This is a genomic window from Thermobifida halotolerans (assembly GCF_003574835.2).
In the GTDB taxonomy this organism is placed as follows: Bacteria; Actinomycetota; Actinomycetes; order Streptosporangiales; family Streptosporangiaceae; genus Thermobifida; species Thermobifida halotolerans.
On the sequence record NZ_CP063196.1, the window covers coordinates 3,334,706 to 3,353,338 of the forward strand.

General features: G+C 70.7%; 20 protein-coding genes. 6 read left to right on the forward strand and 14 right to left on the reverse strand.

Annotation, left to right across the window (positions count from 1 at the left end; genetic code table 11):
• Positions 1–179: 179 nt before the first annotated feature.
• Complete coding sequence (locus NI17_RS14925; protein ID WP_068692289.1) at positions 180–1,490, forward strand: DivIVA domain-containing protein; 1,311 nt, start codon at positions 180–182, stop codon at positions 1,488–1,490.
• 409 nt (positions 1,491–1,899) lie between these two features.
• On the opposite strand, the gene NI17_RS14930 is transcribed toward NI17_RS14925, so the two are convergent.
• From NI17_RS14930 to NI17_RS14945, 4 genes are all read right to left on the reverse strand, one after another.
• Positions 1,900–2,634, reverse strand: coding sequence for an alpha/beta hydrolase (locus NI17_RS14930; protein ID WP_068692288.1), 735 nt, complete (start codon positions 2,632–2,634; stop codon positions 1,900–1,902).
• 40 nt (positions 2,635–2,674) lie between these two features.
• Positions 2,675–2,992, reverse strand: coding sequence for an ATP/GTP-binding protein (locus NI17_RS14935; RefSeq protein ID WP_084012672.1), 318 nt, complete (start codon positions 2,990–2,992; stop codon positions 2,675–2,677).
• A gap of 84 nt (positions 2,993–3,076) precedes the next feature.
• Positions 3,077–4,270, reverse strand: coding sequence for a 3-hydroxyacyl-CoA dehydrogenase (locus tag NI17_RS14940; protein ID WP_068692286.1), 1,194 nt, complete (start codon positions 4,268–4,270; stop codon positions 3,077–3,079).
• Positions 4,271–4,376: 106 nt separating this feature from the next.
• A complete protein-coding gene (locus NI17_RS14945; protein WP_068692284.1) occupies positions 4,377–4,763 on the reverse strand; it encodes an SCO5389 family protein in 387 nt (128 codons plus the stop codon).
• Positions 4,764–5,094: 331 nt separating this feature from the next.
• Here NI17_RS14945 and nucS point away from each other — a divergent pair, with 331 nt between their 5' ends.
• Complete coding sequence (nucS, locus tag NI17_RS14950; protein ID WP_068692283.1) at positions 5,095–5,778, forward strand: endonuclease NucS; 684 nt, start codon at positions 5,095–5,097, stop codon at positions 5,776–5,778.
• A gap of 50 nt (positions 5,779–5,828) precedes the next feature.
• Here the strand turns inward: nucS and NI17_RS14955 are convergent, their stop codons facing one another.
• Entirely contained in the window at positions 5,829–6,566 is a 738-nt protein-coding gene (locus NI17_RS14955; protein WP_068692279.1) for a DUF981 family protein, read from the reverse strand.
• 263 nt (positions 6,567–6,829) lie between these two features.
• Between NI17_RS14955 and NI17_RS14960 the strand changes: the two genes are divergently transcribed.
• From NI17_RS14960 to NI17_RS14970, 3 genes are all read left to right on the forward strand, one after another.
• Positions 6,830–7,504, forward strand: coding sequence for a DUF1707 SHOCT-like domain-containing protein (locus NI17_RS14960; RefSeq protein ID WP_068692343.1), 675 nt, complete (start codon positions 6,830–6,832; stop codon positions 7,502–7,504).
• A gap of 175 nt (positions 7,505–7,679) precedes the next feature.
• Complete coding sequence (locus NI17_RS14965) at positions 7,680–9,227, forward strand: M20/M25/M40 family metallo-hydrolase (RefSeq protein ID WP_068692277.1); 1,548 nt, start codon at positions 7,680–7,682, stop codon at positions 9,225–9,227.
• Between the two features lie 202 nt (positions 9,228–9,429).
• Positions 9,430–10,935 (forward strand): acetyl-coenzyme A carboxylase carboxyl transferase subunits beta/alpha, encoded by a 1,506-nt coding sequence (locus tag NI17_RS14970; protein WP_119267972.1) that lies wholly within the window; start codon positions 9,430–9,432, stop codon positions 10,933–10,935.
• A gap of 6 nt (positions 10,936–10,941) precedes the next feature.
• Here NI17_RS14970 and NI17_RS14975 read toward each other — a convergent pair whose 3' ends face one another.
• Positions 10,942–11,121 carry a hypothetical protein gene (locus NI17_RS14975; RefSeq protein WP_068692275.1) on the reverse strand — a complete coding sequence of 60 codons (180 nt, stop codon included), beginning with the start codon at positions 11,119–11,121 and terminating at the stop codon, positions 10,942–10,944.
• Between the two features lie 110 nt (positions 11,122–11,231).
• On the opposite strand from NI17_RS14975, the gene NI17_RS14980 reads away from it, so the two are divergent.
• Entirely contained in the window at positions 11,232–11,828 is a 597-nt protein-coding gene (locus NI17_RS14980) for a cob(I)yrinic acid a,c-diamide adenosyltransferase (RefSeq protein ID WP_068692273.1), read from the forward strand.
• Positions 11,829–11,904: 76 nt separating this feature from the next.
• Here NI17_RS14980 and NI17_RS14985 read toward each other — a convergent pair whose 3' ends face one another.
• The 8 genes from NI17_RS14985 to atpE all read right to left on the reverse strand — a co-directional run bounded on the left by NI17_RS14985 (position 11,905) and on the right by atpE (position 18,626).
• Positions 11,905–12,396 (reverse strand): DUF2550 domain-containing protein, encoded by a 492-nt coding sequence (locus NI17_RS14985; RefSeq protein WP_068692272.1) that lies wholly within the window; start codon positions 12,394–12,396, stop codon positions 11,905–11,907.
• Positions 12,397–12,459: 63 nt separating this feature from the next.
• Positions 12,460–12,861, reverse strand: coding sequence for a F0F1 ATP synthase subunit epsilon (locus tag NI17_RS14990; protein WP_068692267.1), 402 nt, complete (start codon positions 12,859–12,861; stop codon positions 12,460–12,462).
• An 81-nt stretch (positions 12,862–12,942) separates the two neighbouring features.
• On the reverse strand, positions 12,943–14,385 hold the full coding sequence (gene atpD, locus NI17_RS14995) for a F0F1 ATP synthase subunit beta (RefSeq protein ID WP_068692266.1): 1,443 nt from the start codon (positions 14,383–14,385) through the stop codon (positions 12,943–12,945).
• 5 nt (positions 14,386–14,390) lie between these two features.
• On the reverse strand, positions 14,391–15,305 hold the full coding sequence (locus NI17_RS15000; protein ID WP_068692265.1) for a F0F1 ATP synthase subunit gamma: 915 nt from the start codon (positions 15,303–15,305) through the stop codon (positions 14,391–14,393).
• A gap of 3 nt (positions 15,306–15,308) precedes the next feature.
• Entirely contained in the window at positions 15,309–16,952 is a 1,644-nt protein-coding gene (gene atpA, locus NI17_RS15005; RefSeq protein ID WP_068692263.1) for a F0F1 ATP synthase subunit alpha, read from the reverse strand.
• Between the two features lie 72 nt (positions 16,953–17,024).
• Complete coding sequence (locus NI17_RS15010; RefSeq protein WP_068692262.1) at positions 17,025–17,834, reverse strand: F0F1 ATP synthase subunit delta; 810 nt, start codon at positions 17,832–17,834, stop codon at positions 17,025–17,027.
• Positions 17,834–18,373 carry a F0F1 ATP synthase subunit B gene (locus NI17_RS15015; RefSeq protein WP_068692261.1) on the reverse strand — a complete coding sequence of 180 codons (540 nt, stop codon included), beginning with the start codon at positions 18,371–18,373 and terminating at the stop codon, positions 17,834–17,836. Before NI17_RS15015 ends, NI17_RS15010 begins: the two co-directional genes overlap by 1 nt.
• A 49-nt stretch (positions 18,374–18,422) precedes the next feature.
• Complete coding sequence (gene atpE / locus NI17_RS15020) at positions 18,423–18,626, reverse strand: ATP synthase F0 subunit C (RefSeq protein WP_068692259.1); 204 nt, start codon at positions 18,624–18,626, stop codon at positions 18,423–18,425.
• Positions 18,627–18,633: the final 7 nt, after the last annotated feature.

The window sequence follows — 18,633 nt, forward strand, 5'->3', positions numbered from 1 at the left end:
ATGTGGTGAACCCACCGCAGGGTCCACCACCGCGGAGTAGGCTCGCGCACAGAGACGCGGTCTTCGTGCCAAGGCAGTGCAGACACGGTCTCGACCGGACGCCGCGGCGTCCGCCGCACCGAAACGAAGACATCCGTCCGTAAAGTAGCCGTCTCGTCACCTGTTCAGGATTCCGCCACATGTCGTCCGATATTGACGCCCAGCTCAGTAATTTCTTCGACGAAAACAACCAGGCGACGGAGTTCGACGTTGTCCTGCGCGGCTACGACCGCACCCAGGTCAACGAGTACCTCGCCCAGCTCCGGCAAGAAGGCCGCCAGGCCCGCGAAGAGGCCGAGAAGTACCGCAAGGACCTGACCGAGGCCAAGCGCCAGTTGCAGGAACAGGAGCGTCCCACCTACTCCGGTCTGGGCGCCCGTATCGAGCAGCTGCTGCGCCTGGCCGAGGAGCAGGCCACCGAACTCGTGCACGACGCCCGCGCCAAGGCCAACGACATCAAGGTCGCCGCCAAGGTCGAGGCCGCCGAGATGCGCGCCGCCGCCGAGAACGAGGCCACCGAGCTGCGTTCGACCGCGCAGCGCGAGGCCGACGAGATGCGTCAGTCCGCCGAGATGGAGGCGGACGAGATCCGCACCTCCGCGCGGCGCGAGGCCGACGAGCTGACCTCCACCACCGAGCGCGAGGTGCAGAAGAAGCGTTCCGCGGTCGACCACGAGATCGCGGAGAAGCGCGCCACCTTCGAGGGTGAGATCGCCAAGCTGCGCACCACCACCGAGCGCGAGTGCGCCCAGGCGCGTGCCTCGGCCAAGCGCGAGCGGGACGAGATGATCCAGGCCGCCAAGCGCCAGGCCGACGAGATGCGGTCGCAGGCCCAGCGCGCCCTGGAGGAGAGCGAGGCTCGGCGGGCCCAGGAGGAGGCCGACTTCGAGATCCAGCTCGCCAGCCGCCGTGAGGAGGCCGAGCGCCAGGACGCCGAGCGGCTGGCCGCCGCGCAGGCCGCGACGCAGAAGCTGGTCGCCGAGGCCGAGGAGCGGGCCGCCAGCGCCGAGCAGCGGGCCACCAAGGCCAGCTCGCAGGCCGAGCAGACCCGCCGCGAGGCCGAGCAGCACGCCAAGCAGGTCGTGGCCAACGCCAAGAAGCACGCCGAGCAGATCACCTCCGAGGCCAAGGCCAAGGCCCAGCACCTGGTCAGCGACGCCAAGACCGAGGCCGACCGGATTCTGACCAAGGCCCAGCAGGAGGTCGACGAGCTCACCCGCCAGCGCGACAGCATCCAGTCCCACCTGCAGCAGCTGCGTCAGCTGCTGGGTGGCGGGGCCGGTTCCTTCCCCGCCCCTCCGGTGGCCGCGTCCGCGGAGCCCGCGGCGATCGAGTCGACCCCGTCCGCGCCGTCCGGCGGTGCCCCGAGCAACGGCCAGAAGCAGCCGGTGGCCGCTCCGTCCGGTAACAAGAGCAGCGGTGCCGACGACGAGGACTGGTGGCAGGAGTAGACCACGTCATCGTGGCGGTACTCCACTGAGCGGGGGCCCGGACCGGGCCCCCGCTTCTCTGTTCCGTTCCGCTCCCCGAGCGGGTTCGGGGGCCTCTGTCCGGGGAGGGCCTGAGGCCGGCGCCGGGAGTCAGGGGCGCGGCGAGGCGTTCCGGGGCCGTCACGGGTCGGCGGCGGAGGGGCAGGCGCGCGGAGCGCCCGAGCCACCCGCGCCGCGGGCTGGGCAGGCCCGTGCCTCGGCGATCCCGCACCACCGGCTCCCGCGCCCCGGTGGTGCGGGGCGTTCGTCTCTTCCCTCCGTGGAGGCGCTGAGCGGGTCGGGGACGCGCCGGCTCCGGCGGAGCCTGCTCGGCGCTGTCCCGCCCGCCCCCGGAGCCGAGGCTCCCGGGCTCTTCTCCGGGGCCGGAGGGTCAGAGGAGCGTGTCCTTCTCGTGGGGGCCGTCCCACTCGGTGGGCAGGGGATGGGCGCCGGGGGCGACCCGTCTGACGATCTCGTTCAGCACGATGCGCACGTAGGGTTCGCCCACCCACAGGTGTTTGGCGTTGTCCACACCGATCACCTCGGCCTGCGGGACGCGGGAGAAGCGCCGCCTGGCCTCCTCGGGACGCAGGTAGTCGTCGTGTTCGGGGACGAGCGCGACCAGGGGCCTGCCGAACTCGGCCCAGGCGTCCAGGTCGGCGTCGGTGGCGCGGTGCAGTGGCGGCGACAGCAGGATCGCGCCCCGGACGGCGGGGTCGTGCCCCCACTTCAGCGCCAGTTCGGTGCCGAAGGACCAGCCCACCAGCCACGGTTCGGGCAGGTCCTCGAACTCGGTGAACTCGATGGCCGCGGCGACGTCGTGGCGTTCGGTCTCGCCGCCGCCGAACTCCCCCTCGCTGGTGCCGTGCCGGGAGGAGGTGCCGCGCGTGTTGAACCGCAGCACCGCGACGTCGGCCAGTGCGGGCAGCCGGAAGGACGCCTTGCGCAGCACGTGGCTGTCCATCATCCCCTCCGCGGTGGGCAGCGGGTGCAGGCAGACGATCGTGGCCACCGGGTCGTTGTCCTGCGGCAGCGCGAGTTCTCCGACCAGCGCCAGGCCGTCCGCGGTGTGCAGGGTGATGGGGCGCCGCCGGGCGGGCAGCACGGTACTCGCGCGGATCTCCATGGTTCCTCAGGGGTCGCGGATCTGGTGGGGTGGGGCGGAGTCAGCGCCGGGGGTAGCGGACCGAGCGGTGGGCGCGCCTGTTCCAGCAGGAGCTGTGCCAGTGGCGGCGGTCGTCGCCGTCGCCGTAGGCGGACCAGGCCACCACGTGCGGCATGCCCGGAGGGATCTCCTGGTAGCAGCCGGGACAGCGGTAGGTCTTGACCGCCGCGGCCCCGCTGATCCGGCGGATCGCCCACTGCCCGTCCGGTCCGTTCTCGTACTGTTCCCCGCCGGTGATGCGGTTGACCAACGCGGACTCGTCGTCGCGGGGCCGGTTGGCTCCCTTTCTGCGGCGGGGAATGTTGCGGCGCGGACTCACCCTTCCAGCCTAGGAGAGAACCGGCTCGGACGGGATCTCGGGTCCTGCGCGGTGCGGCGGCCCCGGGAGCGTCCGGTGGCCGGGTCAGTCGCGCAGCGTGTCGCGTCCCCGCGCGGCCAGCAGGGTCAGCAGCGGAGCGACGTCGTCGGTGAACAGTCCCAGTCCCGCCAGGTCCGCCAGGGTCCCGGTGACGTTCTTGACGCCGCGCTCGTCCAGCATCTCGGCGAGGCCCCTGGGGTACCCGCAGCCCAGCCGCATCGCGGTGTCCACGTCGTCGGCGGTGGCGTAGCCGTCGCCGATCATGTGCGCCGCGTCGTTGATGTGCGGGGCCAGCAGCAGTCCGGCCAGGTCGACCTGTCCGGCCCCGTCGCCGACCAGGGCGGCGAGCGGGCCGGTCGGCTCCTGCTCGGCGGGGGTGCTGACGGAGTAGTCGTAGAATCCGCGTCCGCTCTTGCGGCCGAGCAGTCCCGCGGCGACCATGCGGCGCAGCAGGGGGGCGGCGGCGTAGCGCGGGCGGCGGAACTCCTCCCACAGCACGTCCATGACGTCGAGGAGCACGTCGAGGCCGACGAGGTCCATCAGGGTGAGCGGCCCCATGGGGAACCCGGCCGCCTCGGTGACGGCGGCGTCGATCTGCTCGCGGGTGGCCAGGCCGCGCTCGTAGACGGTGACGGCGTCGTTGAGGTAGGGCACCAGCAGCGCGTTGGCGACGAATCCGGCCCGGTCGGTGACGGCGACCGGGGTCTTGCCCAGCCGCTTGACGACCTCGGTCGCCACGTCCAGCACCCCCGGGTCGGTGACGACCGTGCCGACGATCTCGACGAGCTTCATCACCGGGGCGGGGTTGAAGAAGTGCAGGCCGATGACCTTGCCGGGGCGGTTGGTGAGCGCGGCGATCTCGGTCACCGACAGCGAGGAGGTGTTGGTCGCCAGGATCGATCCGGAGGGCAGGATGCGGTCCAGGTCGGTGAAGACGGACCGCTTGACGTCCATGCGCTCGGGCACCGCCTCGACCGCGAAGTCCGCGTCGGCCAGGTCCTCCCGGGACGTGGTGAACGTGACACGGCCCAGGATGTCCCGCCGTTCGTCCTCGGTAAGCTTGCCCTTGGCCACGGCCTTGGCCAGCGACTTCTCCAGGTGTCCGCGTCCCCGCTCGAGAGCGGCGTCGTTGACCTCGACCCCGGTGACGGCGAAACCCGCTCCGGCGAACACCTCGACGATGCCGGCGCCCATGGTTCCGAGCCCGACCACTCCGACCTTGCTGAATTCCTCCACCATGGCCCCCACCCTAAACGGTGCTCCGGTGGCCGCCGCCGACCGGGTCGCAGGGACCGGGGCGGGCGTGCCCGGTCGCCGACGGGGGCTTTCGGCGCCGGGCGCGGCCTCAGCAGTCCACCAGTTCGGGGGACTGGTTCAGCAGTTGGGCGCGGGGCGTGACGAACTCCTTGTAGGCGGCGTCGGCCTCCGGCCGGAACAGGGCCACCTTGTGGCAGTTCTGGAAGGCCAGTCGCAGTCCGAAGTGCCGCTGCACCGCGCCGCGCATGGCGTCGCTGGCGAGCAGGCGCAGCAACTGGCCGCGTTCCTTCTCGCCGGGGGGCGGCACCTCGTTGGCGGCGTGGTCGTCGTCGGTGGTGGCGACCTGCTCGGCCAGTCGGGTGATGACGCTCCAGGCGTAGGGGAGCGACTCGCGGATGCAGGAGACGAACTCCTCGTCGGTGACCGGGCCACGGCGGGCCTTGTCGAGGAGTTCGGGCGAGACCGTCAGCGACATGATGTTCCTTCGTGTCGGGTGTAGCGGTGGCTCGGTGGTCGAAGCGCTTCGGCCGGGTGACGCTCCGCGCACCTAGTGCGACGTTAGGTCCCCGTTCCACGGCCGTCACGGGACGGAGAAGTAACACCTGGCTTACCCATAGTACATGAAAATGATTTTCGTTTTCTCCAATGTTCGAGAGCTTCCCGAACTCCCTGGTCAGCTCGGGTCCGTCCACCGCGGCCGGGGCTCCGCGCCCACGCGCCCCCACCCCCGCCACCGCTTCGGAGCGGCCCCCGGTTCGTCCGGAACCGCGCGAAGCGGCGCGCCGGAACCGGTACCGTGGCTTCCCGTGCGTCTCGTTATCGCCCGTTGCAGTGTTGACTACGTGGGCCGACTGACCGCCCACCTGCCCATGGCCCCCCGCCTGATCCTGATGAAGGCGGACGGCTCGGTGTCGATCCACGCCGACGACCGCGCCTACAAACCCCTGAACTGGATGAACCCCCCGTGCACGGTCCGCGAGAGCCCCGGCGGAGAAGACGGCGGCGCCACCGTGTGGACCGTCACGCACAGCAAGTCCGGGGAGAAGCTCGTGCTGACGATCGAGGAGGTCCTGCACGACAGCAGGCACGAACTCGGCGTGGACCCGGGACTGCGCAAGGACGGCGTCGAGGCCCACCTCCAGGAGCTGCTCGCCGAGCACATCACCACCCTCGGGGAGGGCTACACCCTGATCCGCCGCGAGTACCCCACCGCGATCGGACCGGTCGACATCCTGTGCCGCGACGGCGACGGCGCGACCGTGGCGGTGGAGATCAAGCGGCGCGGCGAGATCGACGGCGTCGAGCAGTTGACCCGCTACCTGGAACTGCTCAACCGCGATCCCACGCTGCGGCCGGTGCGCGGCGTCTTCGCCGCCCAGGAGATCAGACCGCAGGCGCGCGTGCTGGCGACCGACCGCGGCATCTCCTGCGTCACCCTGGACTACGACGCGCTCCGCGGCATCGAACCCGACGTGATGCGGCTGTTCTGACCCCTCCGCCCGCGCCGTGGAGGCGGCCCGGGCGGAGAACGGGCACGGCGTCACATCGTGTTGACGATCAGCCCGATGTGCGTGTAGTAGTTCAGCGCGCCGAACAGCAGGAACACGACTCCGGACACCGCCCAGGCCACACCCACCGCCGTCGTCAGCGCCGTGGCACGCGTGCGCAGGGCGAACGGGAACAGGACCGCCCCGATCCCCACGAGCACGTAGAGGCCGGAGATGAACGAGGCCTCCAGGAGCGGCGTGTCGGCGAACGCGCCGGAGATCGGCTCCTGGGGCGGCGCCACGAAGAGGGTGAAGGCCCACCCCGACGCGGCGATCGCGAACGATCCCAGCCCCATGCCGAAGACGAGCACCGAGACGGGACCCGCGAGCCGGGCGGCGAGCGCGCCCGGGTCCGCCGCGGCGGTGAGCCGGTCGCCGCGGCGCCACAGGTAGTAGGCCGCCGCGAGCATCAGCACACCGAAGACCAGGCTCGGCTCCCCGAAGATGATGTTGTCGAACGCGAACCCTCCCGGAGCCAGCGGCCAGGTGAGAGTCATGTGCAGCCCGGTGGTGGACAGCAGTACGCCCAGCACGCCGAACGCCAGGGCCCATCCCTCGGGTTCGACGGCGTCCCCGCGCAGCAGCCTCCGGCCGAGCGCGACGACCAGGATCAGTCCGGCGCCCGCCGCGAGCGACATCACGGTGTTGTAGGTGGGCATCTCGGCCCAGTCGATCTCCAGTCCGCCCTCGACCCCCGTCAGGAAGTCCCCCAGGCCGTCAGCTCTTCGCATGCCGCTCCCCGTCTCGACGCACTCCACAGCGACCGGCGCGGAACCGGGCACCGGACGCGGGCGCGTGCCCCCGCACGACCGTGCTCGGTCCCCGCCGTGCGGGGCTCGTGCGCCGGCGGCCTTCCCGTGCGAGACGTCGTCGGCGCGCGAACCCCTCCCCCACCCCTGCCCCGAACAGGCCCCGATTCTCAGGGAGAAGACGGGGGCGTCCCTGATGCGTGGAGGAGGTGCGTACTGCCAGACTCGGAACTATGGTCAATACCATGAGCGACTCTTCCCTCCCCGACCGGAGCGAGATGCGCGCCTCCGACGCCGACCGCGACCGGGTGGCCGCGCGGCTGCGTGAGGCGTTGGCCGAGGGACGACTCACACCGGACGAGCACTCCGAGCGTCTGGACGCGGTCTACAGCTCCAAGACGCTGGGCGAACTCGCCCCGCTCGTCCGCGACCTGCCTGATGCGCCGGAGTCCGCCGCGGGAGTCGCGGACCTCCCCTTCGACTCGCCCCGCCCGGTCTACGGCAGGGAACGCGTCGTCGACACCGCGCCCGACGGCTACTTCTCACTGGCGCTCATGGGCGCGGCCGAACGCAGCGGCCACTGGACGGTCTCCAGGACCTACCAGGCGCTGGCCGTCATGGGCGGGGTCGAACTGGACCTGCGGGAGGCCAGGTTCGTCTCCCGCGAGACCACCATCGTCGCCAACGCCCTGATGGGCGCGGTCGAGATCATCGTTCCCGACGACATCGAGGTGCGGGTCAACGGCGTGGGCGTCATGGGCGCCTACGAGGTCAAGGGCGGCGCTCCCAGCAGCGTCGTGGAGCCCGGCACCCCGGTCGTGCGCGTGGTGGGAGCCGCGCTGATGGGCGCGGTCGAGGTCGTCCGCAAACCCCGCAAGCACCAGAAGCGCAGGAAGGAGCTCGAAGAGGACGACGACTGAGGGGCCTCCTCCCCGCACCGCGGTCGGCTCCGCCGCCTCCTCCCGCTCCCGGTCCCCCGCCGGGAATCACCCTCCGCCGCTCTTGCCCAGAGCCACCGTTCGGTGACAAGCTGCACTCATCTTCACACCTTTGTGTCCGTTTCGTCACCCTGGGAAGCGGACACCCGTCAGGAGGATGAGCGTGCGCACACCACCCGGACACCCCCCACTGACCGCGCGCATCAGATCGCGACTTCCCGTCGTCGCCGCCACGGCCGTGCTGCTGGGCGTCGGCCTCTCCCCCGCGGCCCACGCGTCCCCCCTTCCCGTGGGCGAGGCGGTGCTGCCCGACCTGGTCACCACCGAGGCCATCAGGGAGCACATGCGGAACCTGAGCACCATCGCCGAGTACAACGGCGGCAACCGAGCCACGGGAACCCCCGGTTACGACGTGGCCGCCAAGTACGTCATCAACGAACTCCGGCGCGCCGGATACAGGGTCACCAGGGACCACTACTCGTTCGACGAGTGGGTGGAGCACAGCGACGCGGTGCTGGCCCAGACCGCGCCCGAGACCCGGGAGTTCGCCGTCGGTGAGGACTTCTCGAGCATGAGCTACTCGGGCGCCGGAGACGTCACCGCCCCCGCGGTGCCGGTGGACGCCGCCGGTACCGACAGCGGCTGCGAGGCGGACGACTTCGCCGACTTCCCCTCCGGGGCGATCGCCGTGCTCAAACGCGGCACCTGCACCTTCGAGACCAAGGTGGCCAACGCCGCCGAGGCCGGGGCCGCGGGCGCGGTGATCTTCAACCACGGAGACAGCCCCGCGGACACCGGACCGATCAACGGAACCCTGAGCAACCCCGCGGCGATTCCGGCCGTGGGCGCGTCCGTCGAGGTCGGGGAGGTACTGCTCGCGGCGGGCGAGGACCTGCGCCTGCGCCTCAGGGTCGACGCGGCCGTCGAGACCTCCCGCTCCTACAACGTCATCGCCGAGACCAGGGGCGGCGACCGGGACAACGTGGTGGTCGTCGGCGCCCACCTCGACGGCGTTCCCGACGGCCCGGGGATCAACGACAACGGCAGCGGTGTCGCCACGGTCCTGGCGGTGGCCGAGCAGCTCCCCAGGCTCGGCAGGCCCGAGAACAAGGTGCGGTTCGCCTTCTGGGGCAGTGAGGAGGTGGGGCTCGTCGGCTCCACCAGGTACGTCGAGAGCCTCGACGACAGGGAACTGGAGAGGATCGCCCTCTACCTGAACTTCGACATGCTCGGGTCGAACAACTACGCGCGCCTGGTCTACGACGGCCGCAACGAACTCCCCGGCTCGGTTCCCGCCCCGTCGGGGTCGGGAGCGATCCAGAAGACCTTCGAGGACTACTTCGCCGCCGAGGGCCTGGTGACCGAGCCCACGGAGTTCAGCGGGCGCTCCGACTACCGGGCGTTCATGCTGGCCGGGATCCCGTCGGGCGGTCTGTTCAGCGGCGCCGACGGCGTCAAGACCGAGCAGCAGGTCGAGTACTACGGAGGAGTCGCCGGAGAACAGTACGACCCCTTCTACCACACCGCCGACGACACCTTCGACAACATCAACTGGGACAGCGTCGACGAACTCTCCGGAGGGGCCGCCTACGCCGTGGAGGCCTTCGCCACCAGCACCCTTCCGGTGAACGGGGTGGCGCCCTTCTCCGCCCGGGCGCTGTCCTCCGCCTCCTTCGACCGCGTCGGGGAACTCTGGGTGCGCTGATCCCGTCCCGCCCGGCCGCACCGGAGACCGGCGAACCGCGCGGCACACGGGGTTCGTGGAGTCTTCGGTGGGGAAGCTGACCGGGGCCGCCGGCCTGCCGGCGGCCCCGTGCCGCTTCGTGTCGTCCTCCCGGGACACCCGGTGCGGACGGTGTGTCCCGGGAGGACGACGGCCGGGCACCGAGCCAGTGGGAGGGGACCGCATGGGTGGCAGGCGGAGCGCGCGTGCGCTGATCGAACGGACTCTGGACGCCGGATCGTTCGTCTCCTGGGACGAACCTCCCGTCAATGTGCGCCCCGGCCCCGAGTACGCGGCCGAAATCGTCCGCGCCGCCGAGCGCAGCGGCTGCGACGAGGCGGTCCTCACCGGTGAGGGCAGGCTGCGCGGCCGCCGCGTCGCGATCGTGGCCAGCGAGTTCGCGTTCCTGGCCGGTTCGGTCGGGGTGGCCGCGGCCGAACGGCTGGTGCGGGCCGTGGAGCGCGCCACCGCCGAACGGCTCCCGCTGCTGGCCTCCCCCGCGTCGGGCGGCACCCGCATGCAGGAGGGCACGCTCGCCTTCCTGGCGATGACGAAGATCTCCGCGGCGATCGCCGCGCACAAGGCGGCGGGCCTGCCGTACCTGGTGTACCTGCGGCATCCCACCACCGGCGGGGTACTGGCCTCCTGGGGGTCGCAGGGGCACGTGACGGTCGCCGAACCCGGCGCGCTGATCGGCTTCTTGGGGCCGCGCGTGTACCAGGCCCTCTACGGCGGGGAGTTTCCCGAGGGGGTGCAGACCGCCGAGAACCTGTACCGCCGGGGGCTCGTCGACGCGGTAGTGGACGCCGACCACCTGCCCGTGATCGCCGACCGGGCGCTCAACGTGCTGCTGGCCCGGCCCCGCCCGCTGGACGAGGTCGCCGACCCCGGCCAGGAGGAGATCCCCGACCTCCCCGCCTGGGACTCCATCGTGCGGTCGCGCCGCCCGGAGCGCCCCGGGGTGCGGCGGCTGCTGCGCCACGCCGCCGACGACGTGGTCCCCCTCAACGGCACCGGGGAGGGCGAGTCCGACCCGGGGCTGCTGCTGGCGCTGGCCCGGTTCGGCGACTCCCCCTGCGTGCTGCTGGGGCAGGACCGCAACCGGCAGAGCATCGAGCACCCCCTGGGGCCGGCGGCGCTGCGGGAGGCCCGCCGCGGCATGCATCTGGCCCGGGAGCTGCGGCTGCCGCTGGTCACCGTGATCGACACCCCCGGCGCGGCGCTGTCCAGGGACGCCGAGGAACACGGCATGGCCGGGCAGATCGCCCGCTGCCTGGCCGAACTGGTGACCCTGGAGGCCCCGACCGTGTCGGTGCTGCTCGGTCAGGGCACGGGGGGCGGGGCGCTGGCCCTGGCCCCCGCCGACCGGGTGATCTGCGCCCAGCACGCCTGGCTGTCCCCGCTGCCGCCGGAGGGCGCGAGCGCCATCGTGTACCGCACCACCGAGCGCGCCCCGGAACTCGCCGCCGCCCAGGGCGTGCGCTCGGTGGAGCTGCGCGCGAGCGGCGTCGTGGACCGCGTCGTCGCCGAACACGACGACGCCGCCGACGAGCCCGAGGAGTTCTGCCGCCGCCTGGGAAGTGCCCTGGACTACGAGCTCACCGTCCTGCTCCACCGCGACCGGGACGAGCGCCTCGCCGCCCGCCACGCCCGCTACCGCAACCTGGGACTGCCGCCAGGGTCCGGCTAGGCACGGTCACCGGTTCGCGGGCGGGTCCTCCCCGGCCTCGGTCTCCTCCTCCGTCTCCGGACGGTCGGGTTCCTCGTTCTCGACGCCGAAGCCGGGCGCCTGCGGCGGCGCTCCCGGCCCGGGGTCGGCGGCGGCGATCTCCTCGCGGTCGAGCTGCGGATTGGGTTCGAACGGTCTACTGGTCATGACAGGCCCCTACCCGAGAGGCGCGGATTCATCGGGGTTTCCCGCAGTGCCCGTTCCGCGGCCGGGTCCCGCCTCGAAGAGCGCGTATCGGCGCTGGCTAGGGTGTGGCCATGAAGGAACGCGACATCGACAAGCCCGTCGTGCTGTCGAAGATCTACACCCGCACCGGGGACGACGGTTCGACGGCGCTGGGGGACATGAGCCGCACCGCCAAGACCGACCTGCGGCTGGCCGCCTACGCCGACGTGGAGGAGGCCAACGCGGCGATCGGGGTGGCGCTGGCCCTCGGTGAGATCCCCGACGACGTGCGCGCGGTGCTGGGACGGGTGCAGAACGAGCTGTTCGACCTGGGCGCGGATCTGGCCAACCCGGTGACACCCGATCCGGAGTACCCCCCGCTGCGGGTCGAGGCCGCCTACATCGAACGGTTGGAGGCCGACTGCGACCGCTACAACGCCGACCTGCCCACCCTGCGCAGCTTCATCCTGCCGGGCGGCTCCCCCGCCGCCGCGCTGCTGCACACCGCGCGCGTCGTCACCCGCCGCGCGGAGCGCTCCGCCTGGGCGGCGGTCGAGGCGCACGGCGACTCGGTCAACCCGCTGACCGCCTCCTACCTGAACCGGCTGTCGGACCTGCTGTTCATCCTGTGCCGGGTGGTGAACGGGGGCGCCGACGTCCTGTGGAAACCGGGCGGCGACCGGGACTAGCCGCCCGGGTGTGGTCCTGACGTGAGGGGGCGGCCACCCGCGGGTGGCCGCCCCCTCACGTCAGGAGCACCGGTGCTCACTCGTCGTCGTCCCGCCAGATGGTGCCCGGCGGTACCGACTCCAGCCAGGACAGGAAGCCGGTCAGGGCGGCGTCGCTCATCGCCAGCTCGTAGACCGGCTCCTTCGGGTCGGAGCCGTCGGAGGCGGTCCAGCCCACCTCGACGACCACCAGGTCGTCGGTCAGCTCCCGCAACTCCTCCCCCTCGGGGGCGCGACGCCCCACAACGACAAGACCGCGGCGCGGCAGCTCGACTGCCGGCCGCGGCCACAGGGAGAAAATGCGGTACCAGCGCAACTCCTCGATCCCGTAGCGACCGCATCCGATCCGCCAGGGGCGGCGTCGGCCCTCCACGGGACGCAGATAACACTCGACCGCTCCGCCACCGCGTTCCAGGGCGTAGCGCCGCAGGATCACCGCGACGAGCGCCAGCAGGGCGAGGGCGAGCAGCGAGAAGAACGACCATTCGGCGATCTCGAACCACGTTCCGATGTTCAGCTGCTCCCCCAAGAGTCACCCCCGCCTACGTGGGACGCCTTCCAACGTCCGCGCCGTCACCCGCTGCCGGGACGGTCAAGCGGCTTCTCCGGCCGCCCGCAGACGGCTGCGCGCACGGGCGACGCGCGCCTGTGCCTCCTCGTCGCCGAGCACCGAGCTCTCGGACCTGGTCAGCGCGGTCCGGGCCCGCTCCACGTCGATCTCCTCGGCCAGTTCGGCGATCTCCGCGAGGATCGAGATCCGGTCTCCCAGAGTCGCGGCGATGAAGCCGCCGTGTACCGCGGCGCGGACCTCGCCGGTCTCCCGGGCGCCCAGGATCCGCACCACCGAGCCGGGCGCGAGCATCGCCAGCACCGGGACGTGCCCCGGCTGGATACCGATCTCGCCTTCGACCGTCTTGGCGATCACCATGTCGCCCTCGCCCGCCCAGAGCTCCCGTTCGGGCGTGACGAGTTCGACAAAGAGTTTCTTCGACACTGCCACCACTCCTCAGATCGAGGGCCGCTTCGCCGGGGCGGGGGCGACGGCGGGATCGCGCCGCCGCCCTCCCCACGGCCGCTAGCCCTGCAGCGTCTTCGCCTTCTCGACGGCCATCTCGATGTTGCCGACGTCCAGGAACGCCTGCTCGGGCAGGTGGTCGTACTCGCCCTCGCAGACCGCCTTGAAGGACGCGATGGTCTCCTCCAGCGGCACGAACACGCCCGGGGTGCCGGTGAACTTCTCGGCCACGAACATGTTCTGCGACAGGAAGCGCTCCAGACGCCGCGCCCGGTGCACGATGACCTTGTCCTCTTCGGACAGCTCGTCGATACCGAGGATGGCGATCTGGTCCTGCAGGTCGTTGTTGCGCTGCAGGATCTCCTTGACCCGCTGGGCCACCTCGTAGTGCTCCTGGCCCACGTACTGCGGGTCGAGGATGCGGGAGGTGGAGGTCAGCGGGTCCACCGCCGGGTAGATGCCCTTCTGCGAGATCGGGCGGGAGAGCTCGGTCGTCGCGTCCAGGTGGGCGAAGGTGGTCGCCGGAGCCGGGTCGGTGTAGTCGTCCGCGGGCACGTAGATCGCCTGCATCGAGGTGATCGAGTGGCCGCGGGTCGAGGTGATCCGCTCCTGCAGCAGACCCATCTCGTCGGCCAGGTTCGGCTGGTAACCCACCGCGGAGGGCATGCGGCCCAGCAGGGTGGAGACCTCCGAGCCCGCCTGGGTGAAGCGGAAGATGTTGTCGATGAACAGCAGCACGTCCTGCTTCTGCACATCGCGGAAGTACTCCGCCATGGTCAGCGCCGACAGCGCGACCCGCAGACGGGTGCCCGGAGGCTCGTCCATCTGCCCGAAGACGAGAGCGGTGTCCTGGAGGACACCCATCTCCTCCATCTCCAGGAACAGGTCGGTGCCCTCACGGGTGCGCTCGCCCACGCCCGCGAAGACGGACACACCGCCGAAGTTGCGGGCGATACGGGTGATCATCTCCTGGATGAGCACGGTCTTGCCGACACCCGCGCCGCCGAACAGACCGATCTTGCCACCGCGCACGTACGGGGTGAGCAGGTCGATGACCTTGATGCCGGTCACCATCATCTCGGTCTTCGACTCCAACTGGTCGAAGGCCGGAGCCTGGCGGTGGATCGGCCAGCGCTCGGTGACCTGCAGTTCGGAGGCGGGAACGTCCTGGGGCTCGCCCAGGGTGTTGAACACGTGGCCCTTGATGCCGTCGCCCACCGGGACGCTGATCGGCACGCCGGTGTCGCGCACCTCGGCGCCGCGGACCAGACCGTCCTGCGGGGCGAGGCTGATGGTGCGGACCAGGTTGTCACCGAGGTGCTGGGCGACCTCGAGCGTGATGGTCTTGGTCTCGCCGCTGAGGGTGACGTCGGTCTTCAGGGCGTTGTAGATCGGAGGCAGGGAGCCGACGGGAAACTCCACGTCGACGACCGGGCCGGTGACCCGGGCGATGCGGCCGGTCGCCGTCGCGGGCGCGGCCGTCCCTTCAACAGTCGCAGTCACTTCTCTTACTCACTCCCCGCGCTGGCAGCAGCGAGGGCGTCGGCGCCGCCGACGATCTCGCTGATCTCGTTGGTGATCTCCGCCTGGCGGGCCTGGTTGGCCTGGCGGGTCAGGGTCTTGACAAGCTCCTCGGCGTTGTCGGTGGCCGCCTTCATCGCGGCGCGGCGCGACGCGTGCTGGGACGCGGCCGACTCGAGGAGCGCGAAGTAGATCCGGTTGGTCACGTACTGGGGAAGCAGTTGGTCCAGTACCTCCTCGACCGCGGGCTCGAACTCGTACAGCGGCAGGGGCCCCTGCTCCGCTTCGAGCACCCTGGGTTCGACCTCCTGGACCTCCAGCGGCAGGATCCGGGAGGCCCGGGCCTGCTGGGTGATCATGGAGACGAACTCGGTCGAGACGATGTGGATCTCGTCGACGCCGCCCTCCGCGGTGTCCTGGACGAACTTCTCCATCAGGACCGCGGAGATCTCCTTGGCGTGCATGTAGGAGGGGCGTTCGGTGAAGCCCTCCCAGGAGTCCGCCAGGGGACGCTCGCGGAAGTTGAAGAAGCCGATGCCCTTGCGGCCCACCATGTAGGTCAGGACTTCCTTGCCCTGCTCGGTGAGGAGCCGGGAGAGGCTCTCGGCCTCCTTGATCGCGTTGGCGGTGTAGGCGCCCGCGAGTCCCTTGTCGCTGGTGATGACCAGGACGGCGGCCCGGGTGGGGTTCTCCGCCTCGGTCAGCAGCGGATGCTCGCTGACCCGAGCGGCCACCGCGGACACCGCCCTGGTGATCTCCCGGGCGTAGGGGCCAGCCGCCTCGGCCGCCCGCTGCGCCTTGGTGATGCGCGTGGCGGCGATGAGTTCCATCGCGCGGGTGATCTTCGCCATCGACTTGGTCGAGCGGATCCTCCGGCGATAGACGCGAAGCTGTGCACCCATGGGTTACTTCCCGCCGGTCTTGGCGACCTTGATGGTCTCTTGGCCGACCTCGGACTCGTCCAGCGCCTCGGCCTGGGCCTCGGTGCTGAGGATGGTGCCGGCGCTGGTCTGGAAGGTCTTCTTGAACTCGCCGATCGCGTCGGTGAGCGCCTCGGCGGTCTCGTCCTCGAACTTGCCGCTCTCACGGATGCTGTCGAGGATCTTGCCCTGCTCGCGGCGCAGGTAGCCGAGGAACTCCGACTCGAAGCGGCGGATGTCCTCGACCGGGACGTCGTCCAGCTTGCCGGTGGTGCCGGCCCAGATGGAGACGACCTCCTCCTCCACCGGGAAGGGGGAGTACTGGCCCTGCTTGAGCAGCTCCATGAGGCGGGCGCCCCGCTCCAGCTGCGCCTTGGAGGCCGCGTCCAGGTCCGAACCGAAGGCGGCGAACGCCTCCAGGTCGCGGTACTGGGCCAGCCCCAGGCGCAGGGTGCCCGAGACCTTCTTCATGGCCTTGGTCTGCGCGGCGCCACCGACACGGGAGACCGAGATACCGACGTTGATCGCCGGACGCTGACCCTGGTTGAACAGGTCGGACTCCAGGAAGACCTGGCCGTCGGTGATGGAGATGACGTTGGTCGGGATGTAGGCCGACACGTCGTTGGCCTTGGTCTCGATGATCGGCAGGCCGGTCATCGAACCCGCGCCCAGCTCGTCGGAGAGCTTCGCGCAGCGCTCCAGCAGACGGGAGTGCAGGTAGAAGACGTCACCGGGGTAGGCCTCGCGGCCCGGCGGGCGACGCAGCAGCAGCGAGACCGCGCGGTAGGCCTCGGCCTGCTTGGTCAGGTCGTCGAAGACGATGAGGACGTGCTTGCCCTGGTACATCCAGTGCTGGCCGATGGCCGAACCGGTGTAGGGGGCGATGTACTTGAAGCCCGCGGGGTCGGAGGCGGGAGCCGCCACGATGGTGGTGTACTCCATCGCTCCGGCCTCTTCGAGAGCGCCGCGCACACCGGCGATGGTGGAGCCCTTCTGACCGACCGCGACGTAGATGCAGCGCACCTGCTTGTTCGGGTCGCCGGACTCCCAGTTGGACTTCTGGTTGATGATCGTGTCGATGCAGACCGCGGTCTTGCCGGTCTGCCGGTCGCCGATGATCAGCTGGCGCTGACCGCGGCCGATCGGGGTCATCGAGTCGATCGCCTTGATGCCGGTCTGCATCGGCTCGTGGACCGGCTTGCGCTGCATGACCGTGGCCGCCTGGAGTTCGAGCTCGCGACGCTGGGTCGTCTCGATCTCGCCCTTGCCGTCGATCGGCCGGCCGAGGGGGTCGACCACCCGGCCCAGGTAGGCGTCGCCCACCGGCACCGAGAGGACCTGGCCGGTCCGCCGCACCGTCTGGCCTTCCGCGATGTTGGTGAAGTCACCGAGAACGACGACACCGACCTCGCCGATCTCCAGGTTCTGGGCGATGCCCTGGGTGCCGTCCTCGAATTCCAGCAGCTCGTTCGCCATCGCAGAGGGAAGGCCACTGACGCGGGCGATGCCGTCACCGGAGTAGGTGACGGTTCCGATCTCCTCGCGTGCGGCGGCGTCAGGCTCGTACGACTGGACGAAGCGCTGCAGCGCGTCCCGGATCTCCTCCGGTCGGATCGTCAGCTCCGCCATCTCACGTATGTCCTTGCTCTCATTGGCGCCGCGGTGCGGCGCCGTGCGTCTTGCGTTCGGTGCGTCGTCGCGTCAGCCGGCCAGGCGTCGCCGAATCTCGGCGATGCGCCCCGCGATGGTGCCGTCGATGACCTCGTCGCCCACGCGGATGGAGAGTCCACCCACGACCTCCGGCGCGATCTCGATGTTCAGGTGGATGTCCCGCCCGTACGTCCGGGTGAGCGCGGCCTGCAGTCTGGACTGCTGCGCCTCGCTCATCGGAACCGCGGTCCGTACCACCGCGATGTAGTGCTTGGCCCGCTCGGCCACCAGCTGACTGAAATGGTCAAGACCCTGCTCCAGAGTACGTCCCCGCGGCCGGGTCGCGGCCTCGGTGATCAGGGCCAGCGTCGCGGCGCCGACCTTGCCCGAGAGCAGGTTCTCCACCAGGGTCCGCTTGTGTTCGATGGGGACGCCGTCCGCGGTCAGCGCGACGCGGAGCTCGGGCTGACCCGCGACGATCCGACCGAACCGGAACAGTTCGTCCTCGACTCCCTCGAGCTGCTGGGCGCTGCCGTGCTCGGCGATCGTCGCGAACACGGCGGCCTGCTCGGCGGCGTCGACCAGGTCGCGCGACGCGGACCACCTGGCCCGGACGACGTCGTTGGCCACGAGGAGGGTGGCCGGCGACACCTTCGCTTCCAGAAGGTCACTGACGAGGGCGGACTTGCTGTCCGGGGAACCGGCCGGGTCCGCCAGCCACCGGCGCAGGGAGTGCTCCTGCTCCAGCAGGGCCACGACCTCGAAGAGCTCGTGGCCCAACGTGGCCGTGTTGGCGGACGGCAGGATGTCGTCGAGGCGTCGGATCACCTCGTCCAGTGAGGTTCGGCTGACACCCTGCATCAACGCACCTCTGCCTGCTGGCTATTCCCGCTCTCCAGTTCGGCGAGGAACCGGTCGATGACCCGGCTCTGCGCGTCACTGTCGGCGAGGGTCTCCCCGACGATCCGAGCCGCCAGGTCGGCGGAGAGGGTCCCGATCTCGGTCCGCAGCTGCTCCATGGCCTGCTGGCGGTCGGCCTCGATCTGGGCGTGCGCCGCCTCGATGATGCGGCGCGCCTCGGCCTGGGCCTCCTCGCGCGCCTCAGCGATGATGGCCGCGCTCTGCTCGCTGGCCTTCTGCAGCTCGGCCGCGTAGGACCGGTGCGCCTCCTCCAGCTTCTCCCTGAACTGCTGGCGCAGTTCCTCGGCTTGTGCCTCTGCCTTCTTCGCCCGCTCGATACCACCTTCGATGGAGTCGGCGCGCTCGTCGAGCATCTTCATGACCCTCGGCACGGCGTAGCGGTACACCAGTGCGAAGATCACGGCGAAGGCGATGAGGCCGAAGACGAGTTCGTCGATGTGAATCCGTAGAACGTTCTCTTCGGCGGCCAGGCCCAACATGGTCAGCGCCCCTTCACGGTTGGTTGCCTACTTCCTTCGCCGATCCGCCCTAGATGGCGAACGCGAGGACGAAGCCCAGCAGGGCGAGCGCCTCGATCAGGGCGAAGCCGATGTAGATGTTGGTCTGCAGCGGCCCGCGGGCCTCGGGCTGGCGGGCGATGGCCTGCATGCCCAGGCCGAACACGATGCCCACACCGATACCGGCACCGATGACGCTGATGCCGTAACCGATGACGTTCAGGCTGCCTTCCATTGTCTCT

Coding starts and splice junctions, on each gene's coding strand:
- NI17_RS15000 (WP_068692265.1), bottom strand. CDS start 15,305: ATGGGTGCACAGCTTCGCGTCTATCGCCGGAGGATCCGCTCGACCAAG.
- NI17_RS14930 (WP_068692288.1), bottom strand. CDS start 2,634: ATGGAGATCCGCGCGAGTACCGTGCTGCCCGCCCGGCGGCGCCCCATC.
- NI17_RS14940 (WP_068692286.1), bottom strand. CDS start 4,270: ATGGTGGAGGAATTCAGCAAGGTCGGAGTGGTCGGGCTCGGAACCATG.
- NI17_RS14980 (WP_068692273.1), top strand. CDS start 11,232: ATGAAGGAACGCGACATCGACAAGCCCGTCGTGCTGTCGAAGATCTAC.
- NI17_RS14925 (WP_068692289.1), top strand. CDS start 180: ATGTCGTCCGATATTGACGCCCAGCTCAGTAATTTCTTCGACGAAAAC.
- atpA (WP_068692263.1), bottom strand. CDS start 16,952: ATGGCGGAGCTGACGATCCGACCGGAGGAGATCCGGGACGCGCTGCAG.
- atpE (WP_068692259.1), bottom strand. CDS start 18,626: ATGGAAGGCAGCCTGAACGTCATCGGTTACGGCATCAGCGTCATCGGT.
- NI17_RS14960 (WP_068692343.1), top strand. CDS start 6,830: ATGAGCGACTCTTCCCTCCCCGACCGGAGCGAGATGCGCGCCTCCGAC.
- NI17_RS15015 (WP_068692261.1), bottom strand. CDS start 18,373: ATGTTGGGCCTGGCCGCCGAAGAGAACGTTCTACGGATTCACATCGAC.
- NI17_RS14955 (WP_068692279.1), bottom strand. CDS start 6,566: ATGCGAAGAGCTGACGGCCTGGGGGACTTCCTGACGGGGGTCGAGGGC.
- NI17_RS15010 (WP_068692262.1), bottom strand. CDS start 17,834: ATGCAGGGTGTCAGCCGAACCTCACTGGACGAGGTGATCCGACGCCTC.
- NI17_RS14970 (WP_119267972.1), top strand. CDS start 9,430: ATGGGTGGCAGGCGGAGCGCGCGTGCGCTGATCGAACGGACTCTGGAC.
- NI17_RS14975 (WP_068692275.1), bottom strand. CDS start 11,121: ATGACCAGTAGACCGTTCGAACCCAATCCGCAGCTCGACCGCGAGGAG.
- NI17_RS14965 (WP_068692277.1), top strand. CDS start 7,680: ATGAGCGTGCGCACACCACCCGGACACCCCCCACTGACCGCGCGCATC.
- NI17_RS14945 (WP_068692284.1), bottom strand. CDS start 4,763: ATGTCGCTGACGGTCTCGCCCGAACTCCTCGACAAGGCCCGCCGTGGC.